The 16448-nt window shown below is 69.8% G+C and carries 16 protein-coding genes; 7 read left to right on the forward strand and 9 right to left on the reverse strand.

Features of this window, described 5'->3' with window-relative positions:
- Window positions 1-288: 288 nt before the first annotated feature.
- Together groL and groES are read right to left on the reverse strand one after the other, a co-directional pair.
- Entirely contained in the window at window positions 289-1932 is a 1644-nt protein-coding gene (gene groL, locus ABGB21_RS09715) for a chaperonin GroEL (RefSeq protein WP_347653375.1), read from the reverse strand.
- A 79-nt stretch (window positions 1933-2011) separates the two neighbouring features.
- Window positions 2012-2326, reverse strand: a complete 315-nt coding sequence (gene groES, locus ABGB21_RS09720; protein ID WP_089012574.1) for a co-chaperone GroES — start codon at window positions 2324-2326, stop codon at window positions 2012-2014.
- Window positions 2327-2586: 260 nt separating this feature from the next.
- Here groES and ABGB21_RS09725 point away from each other — a divergent pair, with 260 nt between their 5' ends.
- Window positions 2587-3816 (forward strand): class I SAM-dependent methyltransferase, encoded by a 1230-nt coding sequence (locus tag ABGB21_RS09725; protein ID WP_347677377.1) that lies wholly within the window; start codon window positions 2587-2589, stop codon window positions 3814-3816.
- Between the two features lie 184 nt (window positions 3817-4000).
- Window positions 4001-4603 carry a VOC family protein gene (locus tag ABGB21_RS09730; RefSeq protein ID WP_347677379.1) on the forward strand — a complete coding sequence of 201 codons (603 nt, stop codon included), beginning with the start codon at window positions 4001-4003 and terminating at the stop codon, window positions 4601-4603.
- Window positions 4604-4664: 61 nt separating this feature from the next.
- Here ABGB21_RS09730 and ABGB21_RS09735 read toward each other — a convergent pair whose 3' ends face one another.
- The 4 genes from ABGB21_RS09735 to ABGB21_RS09750 are packed head-to-tail and all read right to left on the reverse strand — an operon-like array spanning window position 4665 to window position 7061.
- The gene (locus tag ABGB21_RS09735) at window positions 4665-5123 is read right to left on the reverse strand and encodes a SitI3 family protein (protein ID WP_347653372.1); all 459 of its coding nucleotides are present in this window, start codon (window positions 5121-5123) and stop codon (window positions 4665-4667) included.
- Between the two features lie 18 nt (window positions 5124-5141).
- Window positions 5142-6359: a hypothetical protein gene (locus ABGB21_RS09740; protein WP_347677381.1), complete on the reverse strand. Its 1218-nt coding sequence runs from the start codon at window positions 6357-6359 to the stop codon at window positions 5142-5144.
- Window positions 6356-6688: a type VII secretion target gene (locus ABGB21_RS09745; RefSeq protein WP_347677383.1), complete on the reverse strand. Its 333-nt coding sequence runs from the start codon at window positions 6686-6688 to the stop codon at window positions 6356-6358. Before ABGB21_RS09745 ends, ABGB21_RS09740 begins: the two co-directional genes overlap by 4 nt.
- A complete protein-coding gene (locus ABGB21_RS09750; RefSeq protein ID WP_347677385.1) occupies window positions 6663-7061 on the reverse strand; it encodes a YbaB/EbfC family nucleoid-associated protein in 399 nt (132 codons plus the stop codon). Before ABGB21_RS09750 ends, ABGB21_RS09745 begins: the two co-directional genes overlap by 26 nt.
- A gap of 181 nt (window positions 7062-7242) precedes the next feature.
- Here ABGB21_RS09750 and ybaK point away from each other — a divergent pair, with 181 nt between their 5' ends.
- The 5 genes from ybaK to ABGB21_RS09775 all read left to right on the forward strand — a co-directional run bounded on the left by ybaK (window position 7243) and on the right by ABGB21_RS09775 (window position 12769).
- Window positions 7243-7725: a Cys-tRNA(Pro) deacylase gene (gene ybaK / locus ABGB21_RS09755; RefSeq protein ID WP_347653368.1), complete on the forward strand. Its 483-nt coding sequence runs from the start codon at window positions 7243-7245 to the stop codon at window positions 7723-7725.
- A 304-nt stretch (window positions 7726-8029) separates the two neighbouring features.
- Entirely contained in the window at window positions 8030-9118 is a 1089-nt protein-coding gene (locus tag ABGB21_RS09760) for a substrate-binding domain-containing protein (RefSeq protein WP_347653367.1), read from the forward strand.
- 215 nt (window positions 9119-9333) lie between these two features.
- Entirely contained in the window at window positions 9334-10203 is an 870-nt protein-coding gene (locus ABGB21_RS09765) for an ATP-binding cassette domain-containing protein (RefSeq protein ID WP_347677387.1), read from the forward strand.
- Complete coding sequence (locus ABGB21_RS09770; RefSeq protein ID WP_347653365.1) at window positions 10200-11462, forward strand: ABC transporter permease; 1263 nt, start codon at window positions 10200-10202, stop codon at window positions 11460-11462. Before ABGB21_RS09765 ends, ABGB21_RS09770 begins: the two co-directional genes overlap by 4 nt.
- Window positions 11463-11470: 8 nt before the next feature.
- A complete protein-coding gene (locus ABGB21_RS09775) occupies window positions 11471-12769 on the forward strand; it encodes an ROK family transcriptional regulator (RefSeq protein WP_347677389.1) in 1299 nt (432 codons plus the stop codon).
- A 161-nt stretch (window positions 12770-12930) separates the two neighbouring features.
- On the opposite strand, the gene ABGB21_RS09780 is transcribed toward ABGB21_RS09775, so the two are convergent.
- The 3 genes from ABGB21_RS09780 to ABGB21_RS09790 form a co-directional block, all read right to left on the reverse strand.
- Entirely contained in the window at window positions 12931-14286 is a 1356-nt protein-coding gene (locus tag ABGB21_RS09780; RefSeq protein ID WP_347677391.1) for a peptidase inhibitor family I36 protein, read from the reverse strand.
- A gap of 101 nt (window positions 14287-14387) precedes the next feature.
- Entirely contained in the window at window positions 14388-15767 is a 1380-nt protein-coding gene (locus ABGB21_RS09785) for an MFS transporter (RefSeq protein WP_347677393.1), read from the reverse strand.
- Window positions 15760-16395 carry a helix-turn-helix domain-containing protein gene (locus ABGB21_RS09790; protein WP_347653361.1) on the reverse strand — a complete coding sequence of 212 codons (636 nt, stop codon included), beginning with the start codon at window positions 16393-16395 and terminating at the stop codon, window positions 15760-15762. The genes ABGB21_RS09785 and ABGB21_RS09790 overlap by 8 nt, the downstream gene beginning before the upstream one ends.
- Between the last annotated feature and the right edge of the window lie 53 nt (window positions 16396-16448).

Consider the following 16448-nt stretch of genomic DNA (forward strand, 5'->3'; position numbering starts at 1 on the left):
CGCCTGGTAGCGGGCCGCAACGGCGATAAGTGTTCCGTAACAACTGGCCGACGGGCACCACGAGGAACAACCGGCCGACGGGCACCACGAGGAACAACCGCCCCACGGGCGGGAGGTGACCGACAGACGACAGATCCGCGTGGCCAGGGCGGTCCCGGGGAACGCCGCCGGGGTGGCGGCGCTCCGGGGCCGTACCCCTGAGCACGCGGATCTTGTCGGTTGTCCGGCGGTGCCGGTCCGCGACGTCGTCAACCCCGTCGGGGGTCGCCGGGCCGCGGGGGCGTCAGGTCAGAAGCCGGGGCCGTGCTGGTGGCCGTGGCCGTGACCGTGCCCGTGGCCGTCGGCGGCCGGCTCGGCCTTTTCCGGCTTCTCCACCACCAGGCTCTCGGTGGTGAGCAGCAGGCCGGCGATCGAGGCGGCGTTGGTGACCGCGTTGCGGGTCACCTTGACCGGGTCGATGATGCCGGACTTGACCAGGTCGACGTACTCACCGTTGGCGGCGTCCAGGCCGGTGCCCCAGCCGCTCTCGGCGACCTTCTGCACGACCACGTAGCCGTCGTGTCCGGCGTTCTGCGCGATCCACCGCAGCGGCTCGACGAGCGCCTTGCGGACGATCGACACCCCGACCTTCTCGTCGCCGGTCAGGCCCAGGTCACCGTCGAGCACCGAGACGATCTGGGTCAGCGCGGCGCCGCCGCCGGGCACGGTGCCCTCCTCGACCGCGGCCTTGGTGGCGGAGATCGCGTCCTCGATGCGGTGCTTGCGCTCCTTCATCTCGACCTCGGTCGCCCCACCGGCCTTGATCACGGCGATCCCGCCGGAGAGCTTGGCCAGCCGCTCCTGCAGCTTCTCCCGGTCCCAGTCGGAGTCCGAGGCCTCGATCTCCTTGCGGATCTGGGTGATCCGGTCGGTGACCTCGGTGTCCCGGCCACGGCCGTCGACCACGGTGGTGTTGTCCTTGTCGACCACGATCCGCCGGGCGCTGCCCAGCACCTCGAGGCCGACCGACTCGAGCTTGTAGCCGAGCTCGGGGGCGACCACCTCGCCACCGGTGAGGATCGCCATGTCCTGCAGCATCGCCTTGCGGCGGTCACCGAAGCCGGGCGCCTTCACCGCGCAGACCTTCAGGGTCTTGCGGATCGAGTTGACCACCAGGGTGGAGAGCGCCTGGCCCTCGACGTCCTCGGCGACGATCAGCAGCGGCTTGCCGGTCTGGACGACCTTCTCCAGCAGCGGCAGCAGCTCTTCGATCGAGGAGATCTTCTGGGTGGTGATCAGGATGTACGGCTCGTCGAGGACCGCCTCCTGCGCCTCCGTGTCGGTGACGAAGTTCGGCGAGATGAAGCCCTTGTCGAACTGCAGGCCTTCGGTGACCTCCAGCTCGGTGGCGAGGGTGGAGCCCTCCTCGACGGTGATCACACCGTCCCGGCCGACCTTCTCCATCGCCTCGGCGATCAGGTTGCCGATGGTGGCGTCCTGGGCGGAGATGGTGGCGACGTTCGCCACCGACTCCCGGCCGCCGACCTCGACCGCCTTCTCCAGCAGCGCCTCGGAGACCTTCGCGGCGGCCGCGTCGATGCCCCGCTTGAGCGAGGCCGGGCCGGCACCGGCCGCGACGTTGCGCAGGCCCTCCCGGACCAGCGCCTGGGCGAGCACGGTCGCGGTGGTGGTCCCGTCGCCGGCGACGTCGTTGGTCTTCGTCGCCACCTCCTTGACCAGCTGCGCGCCGAGGTTCTCGTACGGGTTGCTGAGTTCGATCTCCTTGGCGATGGTCACGCCGTCGTTGGTGATCGTCGGAGCACCGAACTTCTTGTCCAGGACGACGTTGCGCCCGCGCGGGCCGAGAGTGACCTTGACCGTGTCCGCGAGCGTGTTGACACCGTGCTCGAGCAGGTGCCGGGCGTCGTCCGAGAAGCTCAGGATCTTCGCCATCTGTTAACAAAGTCCCTTCACGCAGCGCTGCCCCGGCCCGGCGGGGCCGGTCCGGGGCAGCGTCACTGGATCGGTCAGATCACTTCTCGATGACGGCGAGGACGTCGCGGGCGGAGAGCACCAGGTACTCCTCGCCGGCGTACTTGACCTCGGTGCCGCCGTACTTCGAGTAGATGACCGTGTCGCCGACCTTGACGTCAACCGGGATCCGGTTGCCCTTGTCGTCGACGCGGCCCGGGCCGACAGCGAGGACGGTGCCCTCCTGCGGCTTCTCCTTGGCGGTGTCGGGGATCACGATGCCCGACGCCGTGGTCGTCTCAGCCTCGTTCGCCTGGACCAGGATCCGGTCCTCGAGCGGCTTGATCGCAACCTTGGTCGCGGTAGTCACGGGCATACCCTCCTGGGGTACTTGGTTTCTGTGCCGGTCGGCACGCCGACCGGCGTTGATCTGCCACATGCCACCGGGCGGGTCCGTCGTCGCGGGTGCCGGTCCGCCTGGCGTTCAGCCTCCGGACCGGAGCCCGGAAACTGGCACCCTCGGCTTGAGAGTGCTAACCGGAGGTTATGCCGGCAACTAGCACTCCGTCAAGGAGAGTGCCAACCCGACACACTCCGGTGGGGCACCCGCCAGGGCCGGACCGCCACAATGAGCCGGTGGATCTCGACCTGCTGGCTGCCCTGCGTACCCCGGACGGGGAGACCGCGCTGGCCACGGCGGCGAAACTGACCGACGGTGATCCGCTGCTCGCGGCGGCCACGCTGCGGGCCGCCGGCGTCCCCGCCGGCCTGGCCGCCGCCGCGCTCACCCAGGCCGAGCTGCGCCGCCGGGCGGTCGGCAAGTTCGGACCGGACGCCGCCGGGATGTACTTCACCCGGGCCGGGCTGGAACAGGCCACCCGGGGCCCGGTCGCGGCACGCCGCGCCGCCCGGTTACGCGCCGCCGGGGTCCGCACCATGGTCGACGTCGGTTGCGGTCTCGGCGCGGACGCCATCGCCGCCGCCCGGACCGGCATCCGGGTGTACGGCGTGGAGGCCGACCCGTTGACCGCGGCGATGGCCGCCGCGAACGCCGAGGCGACCGGGGTGGCCGACCGGTTCACGGTCACCACCGGCGACGCCACCCGGTTCGACGTCACCCAGTTCGACGTCACCCGGTTCGGCGCCACCCGGTTCGGCGGCGACCCGGTCGACGCGGTCTTCTGCGACCCGGCCCGACGCCGGGCCGGCACCGGTCGCCGGGTCTTCGACCCGGCCGCCTACTCGCCGCCCTGGGACTTCCTGCTCGGGCTCGCCGAACGGGTGCCCCGGACGGTCTTCAAGGTCGCCCCGGGCATCGACCACGCGGTGCTGCCGGCCGGGGCGGAGGCCGAGTGGGTCAGCGTCGACGGCGACCTGGTCGAGGCGGCCGTCTGGTGCGGCCCGCTCGCCGACGTACCCCGCCGGGCGACGGTGCTGGCCGGCCCGGTGGCCCACGACCTCACCGGCCCCGGGACGGGCCGGGCACCGGTCGGCCCGGTCCGCCGCTACCTGTACGACCCGGACGGCGCGGTGGTCCGCTCCCACCTGGTCGCCCAGTTCGCCGACACCGTCGACGGCACCCTCGCCGACCCGGAGATCGCGTACGTCTACGCCGACCGCGCCGTGCCGACCCCGTACGCCCGCTGTCTGGAGGTGGTCGACGTGCTGCCGTTCTCGCTCAAGCGGCTCCGCGCCCTACTCCGGGACCGGGCGGTCGGCCGGGTGGAGATCCTGAAGCGCGGTTCCGCGCTGGAACCGGAACGGCTCCGCCGCGACCTGCGGCTGAGCGGTCCGGAGTCAGCCAGCCTGGTGCTCACCCGGGTCGCCGACGCGCCGACCGTGCTGCTCTGCCACCCGGTCCGCTGACCGTCCCCCGATCGGGTCCTCCCCCGCACGTTTGACCGGGGCGGATGGCAGGGATTCCGGTGCTGGCGACGCGACCGTCACAGGGCGGACGGACAGCCGTCGCCGGGCGGGCGGACAGCCGTCGCCGGGCGGGCGGACAGCCGTCGCGTCGCACGGCGGACGGACAGCGGAGGAGCTGCGGACCATGGACCTCAAACTCGAGATCGTCGTACTGCCGGTCACCGACGTCGACCGGGCCAAGGAGTTCTACACCCGGCTCGGCTTCCGGGAGGACATCGACTTCGCCGGCCCGGACGGCTTCCGGGTCGTCCAGTTCACCCCGCCCGGCTCGACCGCCTCGATCACCATCGGCAGCGGGATCACCGACGCCACGCCCGGCTCGGCCCAGGGCGTCCACCTGGTCGTCGACGACATCGACGCGGCCCGGGCGAAGCTCGTCGCCCGGGGGATCGAGGTGAGCGAGGTCTTCCACGACGCCGATGGCGCGTTCCACCACGCCGGCGACCGCAACCGGGTCGCCGGCCCGGATCCGGAGCGGAAGTCGTACGCGTCGTTCCTGTCGTTCCAGGACCCGGACGGCAACGGTTTTGTCCTCCAGGAGGTCACCAGCCGGATGCCGGGACGGATCAGCCACGTCGTCTACGACTCCCGGGAGCAGCTGACCGCGGCGTTGCGCGACGCCTCCGACGCACACGGCCGGTACGAGGCGGAACTCGGCCACGAGGACCCCGACTGGCCGACCTGGTACGCCGACCACATGGCCCGGGCGGCCGGTCTCGACAACTGACCGCCCTACTGGTCCGGTCAGTGCCGTTCCGGCGGAGCAGGCGTGTCGTGGAAGGCGCGGTTCAGAGCAACGGCTGGGCCAGACGGCGGGTCTCGATCCCGGCGATCAGCTGCCGCATGCCCGGCACGTCCGTCCAGTCCTCCCACTCATGGTCGACGACCACGGGCCCGTTCAGCCGCTGCAGGATGATCCGCGAGTCGTTGAACAGGAGCACGCCATCGGCTGGATAGTGGGCGAAGAAGGTCAGCGCCGACCGAATCATCACCCGGGCCGCTTCGTCACGTGCATCGGGGGTCGCCCGGTTCGAGAGCCGGTACGTCGCGGTGACCCGGTGTGTGAACCCGAGCATCTCGGCGACCGGGGCCGGATCATCCGGATCATCCCGGTAGGCGGTCACGTCGAGGGCACCCCGTCGGACGTAGTTACCTGAGATCTCACCGCCGGTCGCGTTCGCCATGAACGAGAGAAGCTCTTCGGTGGTGACATCCGCAGAGGCGTACAGCACGTATTCCAATGCCATGAGGAGGCGTCCAACCCACTAGTCGAACGGATAGAACTGGATAACTTCGCCATCTTTGATGACCTTGATCTCCTGTAGCCCTTCGATAGGCTTACGCCGTAGTATCTCCGCGATTTCCTCTGCAGAACGCGGACAGTCGTCGAGGTTCAGGATGATCCGATCAGCCTGCCCATCGGCTACTTTCCGGCTGATCCCCTTGCGAATCTGGTCGAGCTTATCGGAATCCGGAGCGAAACAGTCGAAATATTCTCCTTCAATTTTGTAGTCCGGCTCCTTGCCGTTCGGTTTGGGAGGCGGATTCTGCTCGACGTCGTAGCCGTTCTCAGCGAGGGTGTCGGCCGATTCGTTCTCCCGGCGCAGCCCTCGGTCCTTCTTCCTGGTCGGGTGCGCCTCGGTCCGTTCGCCGCGCGGCTTGGCGTTGGGGTCGGGCTTCTTCGAAGGGTTGGTGGTGCCCTTCCCACCTCCTTTACCGAGACCTCTACGCAACCGCTCCAGGATCTTCTTCAGGGCCGCGACGAGTTCGTCGAGGCGGCCGACAAAGGAGGCGAACTTCCGCAGGCTGCTCAACAGGGCGCGCAGCCAGCGGGCTATCTTCGCACCCCAGGAGGCGATGAGGGTGACCGCCTGCTCCACCACCACCGGGGCGGCGAGCCCGCCGGTGGCCAGTAGTTCGGCGGCGTAGACCACGAGTCTGGAGACCAGCGCGGCGATCGCGTCCCGGACCATCGTCCGCACTCCGGCGATCAGCTGACCCGCGCTCTCGGTTGCGACAGCCATCGTGTCGGCGGCCTTGGCGAGGCCGGAGATCGCGTCCTGCTGCTCCTTCGCCCACGCGCGGTAGGCGTCCCCGGCACTACCCGTCCAGTCGGAGACGTCCATCCGGACCTGCTGGGCGAGCTCCGCGGTGCTCTCCCGCAGTGAGCCAGCCACGTTGCGCCAGGTCTGGGCGTACGCGGCGATCTGCGCCGGGTCACCGGCCAGCCAGTCCAGCGCCTCGCTCAACGGTTTGACGTGTTCGATCAACCAGGCGATGCCGTACTGCAGCAGGACACCGGCCGGGTCGCTGACCAGGGCGAGAGCGTCCAACCCGGCGCTGACGCCGCCGAGGATGCCGTCGACCCAGCTGCCGTTCTCGATGCCCTGGATGAGCAGTTCGATGTCCTCGGCGATCCAGATTCCGGACCACGGACTCGGCGAGACGTTCTCCGGCGTCGCCACCAGCGGGTTGACGCTCATCGCGGCCCTCGGATCCGGTCGAGTTTGGCCGAACTGGCCTCGTCGGTCGCCCGGTAGTCGTCAGCTGCCGAACGCACCCGTCCGCCGGTGTCCCGCACCGACTGCACCGCCGCCTCGATGCCGTCCGTCAGGACCGACTGCAGACGCCCGAGCAGCATCGGCACGATCACGCAGAGCCGGCCGTACGCCTCGGGTCCCGGCGTGGTCGTGTCGCCGGCCTGCTTGGCCGTCGCCAGATCGTCCGCCACCTGGTCGAGGTGGCCGGCGTGCGCGCGCAGATCGGCGGCGGTGACCCGGAAGTCGTCACCGGCGGCCATGGTCGTGCCCATCGTCCGACACGATTCGGCGGGTGAACGACGCGATCACGGCCCGGCCGGTCTCGTTGTCGGTGCCGACGGTCTCCTCGGTGACCCGGGCGACCTGGGCGGCCAGCTCGGTCGTCGCCTGCCGCAGCACGGCGAGGATCTGCTCTGCGGTCCGGTCCGCCGGCTGACGGCGGATCCTCTCGTCCAGCCGGAGGCCGGTGACCGCACCCGACGATCCGACCGTCATCTCGACGAGCCCGTCATCGCTGTGCACGGTCACGGTCAACTCCGACACCCGCTGGGACAGCTCACGGGTCTGCCGCAGCCGCTCCGCCAACCCCGACTCCCAGTTGTCGACCCAATGTTCGGCGGCGTCGAGGTCCTCGTCCCCCAGCACGTTCACCCCTTCCGAACGTCAGCCATCGGCTGACATCGAACCCTGGCGAAACGAATGCTATCGCCGGGACGCAACGCCCAGGCTCCGCCGCCGGCCGCCATCGCGGCCGGATCTCCGGGGACGACCGACCGGCAGGGCCCGCCGGCGCCGGCCCCGGCACGGGCGGCGGTAGGGTACGGCCGTGGCGGGCAAGGGGACTCCGGCGACCGCGCTGCTGACCCGGCAGCGGGTGCCGCACACGCTGCACCCGTACGACGTCGCCCCGGACACCCCGAACTACGGTGCCGAGGTGGCCGCCGCGCTCGGCGTACCGCCGGAACGGGTCTTCAAGTCGCTGGTCGCCGAGGTCGACGGCGGGTTGACCGTGGCGGTCGTACCGGTCACCGGCGAGCTGGACCTCAAGTCGCTGGCCTCGGCGGTGGGTGGCAAGCGGGCCGCGCTGGCCGACCGCGCCCTGGCCGAACGGACCACCGGTTACGTCCGGGGTGGAATCAGCCCGCTCGGCCAGCGCAAACGACTGCCCACCGTGGTCGACGCCTCCGCCGAGCGGTTCGCCACGGTCTACGTCTCGGCCGGTCGCCGGGGGCTCCAACTGGAGATCAGTCCGGCGGATCTGATCCGGCTCACCGCCGCGCGCACCGCACCGCTGGCCACCGCCGGCTGAGAGCCCGGTCGTCCCGGGCCGGCCGTCGTCGCGGTCGACTCCGCACCGCACCGCACCCCGCCCCTACCCACCCCGTCGGCTTGGTGTCTCCCGCCCGGGATGTCGGCCACGTTGCCGAATTGTTATCGCCTCCAACAAACTCATCGCCGTGGTTCTCTTGCCCCGGTGACCTCGGGCGCCATACGTTGCCGGACACAACAAAAGTGAGGCGGACCGACGGCCACCCATCCGGGGCGTCGGTCCGATCGGGGTACCACCGCACAGCCCGACCTGAGACACCACCCACCCCGAAAGGACCCGTGCAATGCGCAGAGGGATCCTCACCATCGCCGCAGTCGGCCTGCTGACCACGGGTGGCCTCGCCGCCTGTGGCGACGACTCCGGCAGCGGCGGTGAGACCGCGAAGCCGAAGATCGGCGTCATCCTTCCGGACAGCGCCTCCTCCGACCGCTGGGAGACCGCGGACCGCAGGTACCTGGAGGCCGCGTTCAAGGCCGCCGGCGTCGACTACACGATCCAGAACGCCCAGAACGACAAGGCGCAGTTCCAGACCATCGCCGAGCAGATGATGACCAACGGCGTGAACGTGCTCATGATCGTCAACCTGGACTCCGGCACCGGCAAGGCGGTCCTGGACAAGGCCAAGAGCCAGGGCGTGCTGACCATCGACTACGACCGGCTGACCCTGGGCGGCTCGGCGGAGTACTACGTCAGCTTCGACAACGTGAAGGTCGGCCAACTCCAGGGCGAGGGCCTGGTCAAGTGCCTGACCGAGAAGAACGTCCAGAACCCCGTCATCGCGACGCTGAACGGCGCCGAGACCGACAACAACGCCACGCTGTTCAAGAACGGCTACGAGGGCGTGCTCAAGGCCAAGTACGACGCCAAGGAGTACGTCAAGGGCCCGGACCAGTGGGTGCCCGGCTGGGACGGTGCCCAGGCGACCACCATCTTCGAGCAGATGGTGACCCAGCAGAACGGCAAGATCGACGGTGTGCTCGCCGCGAACGACACGCTGGGCAACTCGGCCATCTCGATCCTGAAGAAGAACAAGCTGAACGGCAAGGTCCCGGTGACCGGCCAGGACGCCAGCGTGCAGGGCCTGCAGAACATCCTCGCCGGCGACCAGTGCATGACCGTCTACAAGGCGGTCAAGCAGGAGGCCGACGCCGCCGCCGAACTGGCGATCGCGCTGGCCAAGGGCGAGCGGAAGCAGACCAGCCAGACGGTGAAGGACCCGCAGGGCAACCGGGACGTCCCGTCGGTGCTGCTCGAACCGAAGGCGATCTACAAGGACAACGTCAAGGACGTCGTCGCGGACGGCTACGTCACCAAGGACGAGCTCTGCGCCGACAAGTTCGCCACCCTCTGCACCGAGGCCGGCATCAGCTGATCCTCCGATGATGTCGGCCCAGCCGGCCCGCTGACAGGCGGCGCCGCCGGTGTGCACCCACACCGGTGGCGCCGCTCGTCCGGATCCCCGTCGGTCGCGACGCGTCGGCACAGGCCACCCACGCCCGCCGTCGGCGCGCCCCAACGGCGGGACCACGATCGACCGGACCCCTGACCGGACCCGCGATCGGACACCCCCTTGCGAAGGAGACCACCGTGTCCGCGACACCCCTGCTGGAGCTGCGCGGGATCGACAAGAGTTTCGGTCCCGTACAGGTCCTGCGCGCCGTCGACCTCACCGTGCACGCGGGCGAGGTCACCGCACTCGTCGGCGACAACGGCGCCGGCAAGTCCACCCTGGTCAAATGCATCAGCGGCATCCATCCGCCGGACGGCGGTGAGGTCATCTTCGACGGTCGACCGGTGCACATCAACAGCCCCCGGGACGCCGCCAGCCTGGGCATCGAGGTCGTCTACCAGGATCTCGCGCTCTGCGACAACCTCGACATCGTGCAGAACATGTTCCTCGGTCGGGAAAAGCGCCGCGGTCTCGTCCTGGACGACCCCACCATGGAGCAGATGGCCGCCGATACCCTGGCCGGCCTCTCCGTCCGTACCGTGAAGTCCCTGCGCCAGCACGTCTCCAGCCTCTCCGGCGGGCAACGCCAGACCGTCGCGATCGCCAAGGCGGTGCTCTGGAACAGCCGGGTCGTCATCCTCGACGAGCCGACCGCCGCGCTCGGCGTCGCGCAGACCGCCCAGGTCCTCGAACTCGTACGCCGGCTCGCCGACAACGGGCTCGCGGTGGTGCTGATCTCGCACAACATGAACGACGTCTTCGCCGTCTCCGACCAGATCGCCATGCTCTACCTCGGACAACTGGTCGCCCAACTGCGGACCAGCGAGGTCACCCACGCCCAGGTGGTCGAGCTGATCACCGCCGGCCGCAGTGGCGGCCTCGGCCTCACCGGGGAGAACGGCAACGGTAACGGCACCAACGGCGGTGCCGAGCACGCCGGTGACGGCGACGGCGCCGCCCCGGACGACACCCCTCCCACCGCGACGACCGCAGGAGCCGACAGATGAGCACCCCCACCACGATCGGGGCGAAGCCGGCCGACGTGCCGGCCGCTCCGGCCCCCACGGTCGGCGGCCACCTCCGGAACTACCTGGCCCGGGTACGCGGTGGCGACATGGGCGCCCTGCCGGCGGTCCTCGGGCTGCTCGTGCTCTGCCTGATCTTCTCCACCCTGCACGACAACTTCTTCACCGAGGGCAACTTCGCCAACCTCTTCACCCAGGGCGCCGCGACCACGGTGATCGCGATGGGCCTCGTCTTCGTCCTGCTGCTCGGCGAGATCGACCTCTCGGCCGGCTACGCCAGCGGAGTCTGCGCCGCCGTACTGGCCCAGATGGTCACGCTGCGCGGCTTCCCCTGGTACGTCGCCGTACTCGCCGCGATCGTCACCGGCGTGGTCATCGGCCTGGTCATCGGGCTCCTGGTAGCGAAGGTCGGCATCCCGTCCTTCGTGGTCACCCTCGCCGCCTTCCTCGGCTTCCAGGGTGTTGTCCTGCTGCTCATCAAGGGCGGCACCAACGTCTCGGTGCACGACGAGGTGATCCGGGCCATCGAGATCCGCAACATGCCGGTCTGGCTCGGCTGGAGCCTGGCGGCGCTCGGGATCGGCGGCTACGCACTGGCGCAACTGCTCCGCTACCGCAACCGCACCGCACGCGGGCTGGCCGTGGAGCCGCTCGCGATCGTGCTGGCCCGGATCGGTGGACTGGCGCTGATCGCCGGGATCGCCGTCCACATCCTCAACCTGGAACGCGGGCACAACCGGCTCATCTCGCTGCGGGGCGTACCGATCGTCGTACCGATCATCATCGTGCTGCTGGTCGTCTGGACCTTCGTCCTGCACCGGACCGCGTACGGCCGGCACATCTACGCGGTCGGCGGCAACCGCGAGGCGGCCCGTCGGGCCGGCATCAACGTGGACCGGATCCGCATCTCGGTGTTCGTCATCTGCTCCTCGATGGCCGCGGTCGGTGGCATCATCGCGGCCAGCCGGGGCGGTTCGGTCGATGCCAACACCGGCGGAAGCAACGTCCTGCTCTACGCTGTCGGCGCGGCGGTGATCGGTGGCACCAGCCTGTTCGGAGGCAAGGGACGGGTGCTGGACGCGGTGCTCGGTGGCGCCGTGATCGCGGTCATCGACAACGGCATGGCTCTGATGAACGTCAGCTCCGGGGTCAAGTTCGTCTTCACCGGTCTGGTGCTGCTGGCCGCCGCCAGCGTCGACGCGCTGTCCCGTCGCCGAGCCACCGCGACCGGTAACCGATAAGGGGAACGATGCGCGCGGGGCCGAGTCAGGAGGAGATTCGACGGCAGAATCTCGGCGCCCTGCTGCGGTACGTCCACGTGCACGGTGCCACCTCCCGCGCGGAGCTGACCACCGCGCTCGGCCTCAACCGGAGCACCATCGGCGCGCTCACCGCCGAGCTCGCCGCCGCTGGCCTGGTCAGCGAGCAGGCCCCCCGGGAGACCGGCCGGGCCGGACGACCGTCGCTGGTCGTCCGGCCCGAGTCGGCCCGGGTCTTCGCGTACGCGTACAGCATCGAGGTGGACCGACTCCGCGCGGCCCGGATCGGGCTGGGTGGCGTGGTACTGGACCGGCGACAGGCCGACCGGCCTCCGGGTCTGCGCCCGGCGGAGGCGCTGCCGGTGCTGACCGGCTTCCTGAAGGAGATGCACCAGGCGGTCGCCGACGGCTCCGTCCACGTCGGCAGCGGTGTCGCCGTCGGCGGTCGACTGCGTCAGTCGGAGCATCGGCCGCCGGGGAGCACCCACCCGGCAACCACCGGAGCCGTACCCACGGCACGCCAACCGGAACAGGACGGTGGCTGTCCGAGCCGCCCCGGCACCGCCGTACCCACGGCACGCCAACCGGACCAGGACGGCGGTCGCGGCGACCGGCCGGAGCCGCCGCCCCCGCTGGAGGCCGTACTCGGTGAGGCGCTCTCCGCCGACCGGCCGCTCCTGATCAGCAACGCCGCCGACGCCAGCGCCGTCGCCGAACACGTCCGCGGCGCCGCCGCCGGCTACGACAACGTCGTCTTCCTGCACCGGGACGTCGGCATCGACGCCGGCATCATCGTCGGCGGCCGTCGGCTGACCGGCCAGGGCGGGTACGCCGGCGAGGTCGGCCACATGGTGGTCCAGCCGGGCGGCCGGCCCTGCCGGTGCGGCTCGTACGGCTGCTGGGAGACCGAGATCGGCGAGCACGCCCTGCTGCAGGCCGCCGGGCGGGGCGACGCCGTCGGCCGGGACGCGGTCGCCCGGGTGATCGACGCGGCGTCCCGGGGGGACGCGAACGCACAGGCGGCGGTCCGACAGGTCGGCGACTGGCTCGGGTTCGGGGTGGCGAACCTGGTGAACGTCTTCAACCCCGGTGTGGTCATCTTCGGCGGCACCCTCCGGGACGTCTACCTCGCCGCCGCCGCCCGGGTACGGAGCCGGCTCAACTCGATGGCCCTGCCGGCGCCCCGGGAGCAGGTACGACTCCGTACCCCGCAACTCGGCGAGGACGCGGCACTGGTCGGTGCCGCCGAACTCGCCTTCGAACACCTCCTCGCCGACCCCCTCGGCTGAAAGGAAGGGACACCAGCGGTCTCCACCACGTTCGCTGTCCGCTGGCGCCGGCGGCCAGCACCCGAAGGGGCGCCTGCCAGTCAGGCCGACCATCGGGGTCGACGACCGTGCAGGCGCCGGCGGCTCGCGTACCAACTCCGACGGTACGGATCGGTCAGGAATTAGGAGGCGCTATAGCCGTTGAAGTAGTGAACTCCGTCGTGGGCGGTGTCGCCCGGCGCCGTTCTCCGGTTGGTGCTGAACCAGAGCTTGTCCCCGCCGGCGACTCCGACGCCCTCTATCTCGAAGAGGTCAGGGTACGCGCTGGAGGTGATTCGGAAAGACAGGTTGTCGTCCGCCCGTATCGTGCCGGAGGCGGAAGAGATGTTCCGGTAGACAAGCACGAGGCTGACGTTCTTGTTGGTCAGCGGGTAATACAGGGTGTTGCCGTAGTAACCGATTCCCTGGGTCGTGTACGAGGTGATGTTGGCGACAGGGCTGCCGTTGACCAGTGCGTCCTCGATGTTCAGGTAGAACGAGTTGGTCACGTTGATCGTGCCGCTGGTTGCGTTCAGCGGAAGTGAGCCCCGGTAGAAGGTTCGGCCGCTCTTGAAGAGGAAGTTTATGTTGCTGGCATCCTTGCTGGTGATCTTTACGCCAGACATGGCCTTGTTCGCGCCATTGTGTTTGATCGTGTAGTTGCCCACCTTGTAGTACGTGGTTCCTACGTACCTGAGTTTCACCAGGCTGGTGCTGTCGGCGTTCATGGTGACGACGAACATGTAATAGTTGTCGCCAGTTGAGCTCAGCACGATGTCATTGGCATGACCGAGATAATTCGCGTAGGTTTGCCCGGTGTCGCCGTTGCTCATGAGCGTCGTGGTTCCGTCGCTCATCTTGGTGCGGTAGATGACCGCCGCGGTGCCGGCATCGTTGATCTTCGCGGAGTAGGTGTAGGTGGAACCCACGGCAAATCCCTGTGCGGAGTAGCAGCTGTTCGCGTTGCCGAGCGTCGCGACGTCGGCGTACGTGTTGTAGTATTCCGCGCCAGCTGTGATCAGCAGGTGCGAGGCGTTGTTGTTCTTCAGCGTTGCGTTGAGGTTGCCCTTGGCGCCCGCGGCGAAGTCCTGGTACGTGCCGGCGTAGCCGCTGTTGTAGTAGACCCGGGCGGTCTTGCTGGAGCGGTTCCAGGCCGAGGCGGCGTTGTTCTTGACGCAGGTGCCCTGCCCGTTGCCGGGGCCTTTGAAGTCGTAGCAGGAAGGTTGGCTGGTGCCGTAGTCGTCGACCGAGGTGGTGAAGTCGGAGACGGAGCCGGCCTCGTCGCTGTTGTAGTAGTAGCAGAACTCGCCGCTGTCGCAGACGCCGTCGCGGGCAGCCGCCGCCGCAGCCGCCGCCGGTGAGGCGATGACCAAGGTCGGTGCCGCAAGCGCCAGGGTCGTGGCGACAGCGGCGACGGTGGCCGCCATAACGGATGCCGGCAGTCCTGACCGCCACCGCGAGCGTGTACGGGCTGTTCCGGAATCATCTTGTTCGATCATGGCGCCGACCCTGGCACAGCGACTCGGCCGTGTCACCAGCCATCGATGCGACTTGAGTAAATATTGAGGTATGGCGACCAATGAGCCAGCGGTGGCCACGGTCACCGATGGCTCGTTGGCTGACCAACGCGCGATTCAGCAGCTCCGTCGGCGTCGATGAGCTCGACGTCGTCAGCGGCGGCCCGCCCGATCGGACCCGGATGTCGGTCCAGTTCCCGCCAGACCGGCATGAGGAACGGCAGCAGGGTCACCGCCAGGTACGCCGCCCCGAACACCACGGCCGCACCGGTCAGCCCGAGCCCGGTCACCGCCAGCCCGCCGAGCAGCCCGCCGAGCGGGATACCGGCCCAGGCGGCGGCCTGGGTCAGCCCGAGCACCCGGGCCCGTAGCGACGCGGGAATCCGTTCGTAACTGACCGCACCGAGGATCGGGTTGATCGCGGCGATCGACAGCCCGGCCACGAACGACACCGTGTACACCGCCCAGAGCGGATCCAGGAAGGCGAGTGCCACGAACCGGGGCGCACCGGCGAGCAGGAAACCCACCGCGAAGATCGCATACCTCGGCACCTTCGGGGCAACGGCGGTGAAGACCACGTTGCCGAGCACCGCGCCGGTCGCGAAGGTCGCGCTCAGCAGTCCGAGCGCGACCGACGAGCCGACCACCTCGGCCGCCCAGACCGGGGCGATGATCCCGCCGTACGCGGCGTCGGCCAGGTTGGTGACGAACAGCAGCAGCACGATGCCGTGGATCAGCGGTTCCCGCCGCAGGTAGCGGAGCCCGACCCGGAGCGCCGCCAGGTACGACTCCCGCCCCGGCCCATCGTCGTGCCCGTCCGGGGCGTCGACTTTAGACACCGCCTCGCCCGACCGCCACCGTCCCGCCACCGTCACCGCCAGCACCGCCGCCCCGACCGCGAAGGTCGCGGCGTCGAGCAGCAGCACGGTCGGCGCGTCCAGTACGGCGATCAGCAGGCCGGCCAGTGGCGCACCGAGCAGCGTGGCGAGCCGGTGCAGTCCGTCGTGCACGCTGGTCGCCCGGGTCATCGACATCCCGGCCGCCTCGACCGTCTCCGGGAAGATCACCCGTTTGGCGTTGTCCCCGAAGCCGCGCAACGTCCCGGCCACCGCCACCAGCCCGACGAGCGCGCCGAAGTGCAGCAGGCCGGCGAGGTGCAGCAGCGGGATCGCCGCGACGGCGACGCCGCTGGCGACGTCGGCGCCGATGCTGACCCGGCGGGCGCCGAGCCGGTCGATCAGCGGCCCGCCCAGGGCACAGACCAGGACGTACGGCAGTGTCTCGGCGAACGCCACGACGCCGGTACGACTCGCGCTGCCGGTGCTGACCAGGGTGAACCAGGGCAGCGCGACCATGCTCATCCGGCTGCCGGTCAGCGACACCACCTCGGCGACCAGCAACCCGACCAGTGGCCGCCGGTTCCTACCGGCCCGCCGGTCCATCCGACCCCGGTCGCTACCCATCGGTCTCACGCCCCTCGGGAGCATCGGGACCGTCAGCCTCGCCCCCGCCGGTCACATCCGCCGGCCCCCGCCCGGGGAAGGACATCAGCTGCGCCTGTACGACGTACGGCCGGGCGTCCGCTGGTGCCGCCACATCCGGATCGTCCCGACGGTAGCGGCCGAGTACCTCGTGCAAGGCGTCGTACAGCTCACCGGCCTCGTCCGGGGTCAGCCGGAACCGCCAGTCGCTGAGGGTCGACTTCCCCCGCCACTCCTCCGGGGTTTCGACCACCTCGTTGAGCCAGCGGTCGACCCGGTCGGCGTAGAGCGCCGCGACCGCCCGCATGTAGGTCTCGGCTTCGGCCGCCGCAGCCTGCCCGACCTCGTTTTCCAGGATGGTGCCCCGGTGCACCGCCCGCCACCACCGTTCCCGGCCGGAGCCGCGCCCCGCCTCCTCGGTCACGAAGCCGTACTGGGCGAGTTGCCGCAGGTGGTAGCTGGTGCTGCCGGTGGACTGCCCGAGCCGTTGGGCGAGGCTGGTGGCGGTCGCCGGCCCCTCCTCCCGCAGCAGGTTGATCATCCGTACCCGCAACGGATGCGCGAGACCCCGCAGCGACGTCGGATTGAGCCGCACATCATCACTAGACATGTTTGCAAAGATATCTTCGCAGAGACTTCTTTGCAATCCTGGGCCGATGGGAC

Source organism: Plantactinospora sp. B24E8, assembly GCF_039871735.1.
Classification (GTDB): Bacteria; Actinomycetota; Actinomycetes; order Mycobacteriales; family Micromonosporaceae; genus Plantactinospora.

Bases quoted from the DNA above. Each gene is read 5' to 3' on its own strand.
- ABGB21_RS09790 (WP_347653361.1), bottom strand. From the start codon at position 16,395: ATGTCTAGTGATGATGTGCGGCTCAATCCGACGTCGCTGCGGGGTCTC.
- ABGB21_RS09760 (WP_347653367.1), top strand. From the start codon at position 8,030: ATGCGCAGAGGGATCCTCACCATCGCCGCAGTCGGCCTGCTGACCACG.
- ABGB21_RS09780 (WP_347677391.1), bottom strand. From the start codon at position 14,286: ATGATCGAACAAGATGATTCCGGAACAGCCCGTACACGCTCGCGGTGG.
- ABGB21_RS09735 (WP_347653372.1), bottom strand. From the start codon at position 5,123: ATGGCATTGGAATACGTGCTGTACGCCTCTGCGGATGTCACCACCGAA.
- ABGB21_RS09745 (WP_347677383.1), bottom strand. From the start codon at position 6,688: ATGGGCACGACCATGGCCGCCGGTGACGACTTCCGGGTCACCGCCGCC.
- ABGB21_RS09770 (WP_347653365.1), top strand. From the start codon at position 10,200: ATGAGCACCCCCACCACGATCGGGGCGAAGCCGGCCGACGTGCCGGCC.
- groL (WP_347653375.1), bottom strand. From the start codon at position 1,932: ATGGCGAAGATCCTGAGCTTCTCGGACGACGCCCGGCACCTGCTCGAG.
- groES (WP_089012574.1), bottom strand. From the start codon at position 2,326: ATGCCCGTGACTACCGCGACCAAGGTTGCGATCAAGCCGCTCGAGGAC.
- ABGB21_RS09775 (WP_347677389.1), top strand. From the start codon at position 11,471: ATGCGCGCGGGGCCGAGTCAGGAGGAGATTCGACGGCAGAATCTCGGC.
- ABGB21_RS09740 (WP_347677381.1), bottom strand. From the start codon at position 6,359: ATGAGCGTCAACCCGCTGGTGGCGACGCCGGAGAACGTCTCGCCGAGT.
- ABGB21_RS09785 (WP_347677393.1), bottom strand. From the start codon at position 15,767: ATGGGTAGCGACCGGGGTCGGATGGACCGGCGGGCCGGTAGGAACCGG.
- ABGB21_RS09730 (WP_347677379.1), top strand. From the start codon at position 4,001: ATGGACCTCAAACTCGAGATCGTCGTACTGCCGGTCACCGACGTCGAC.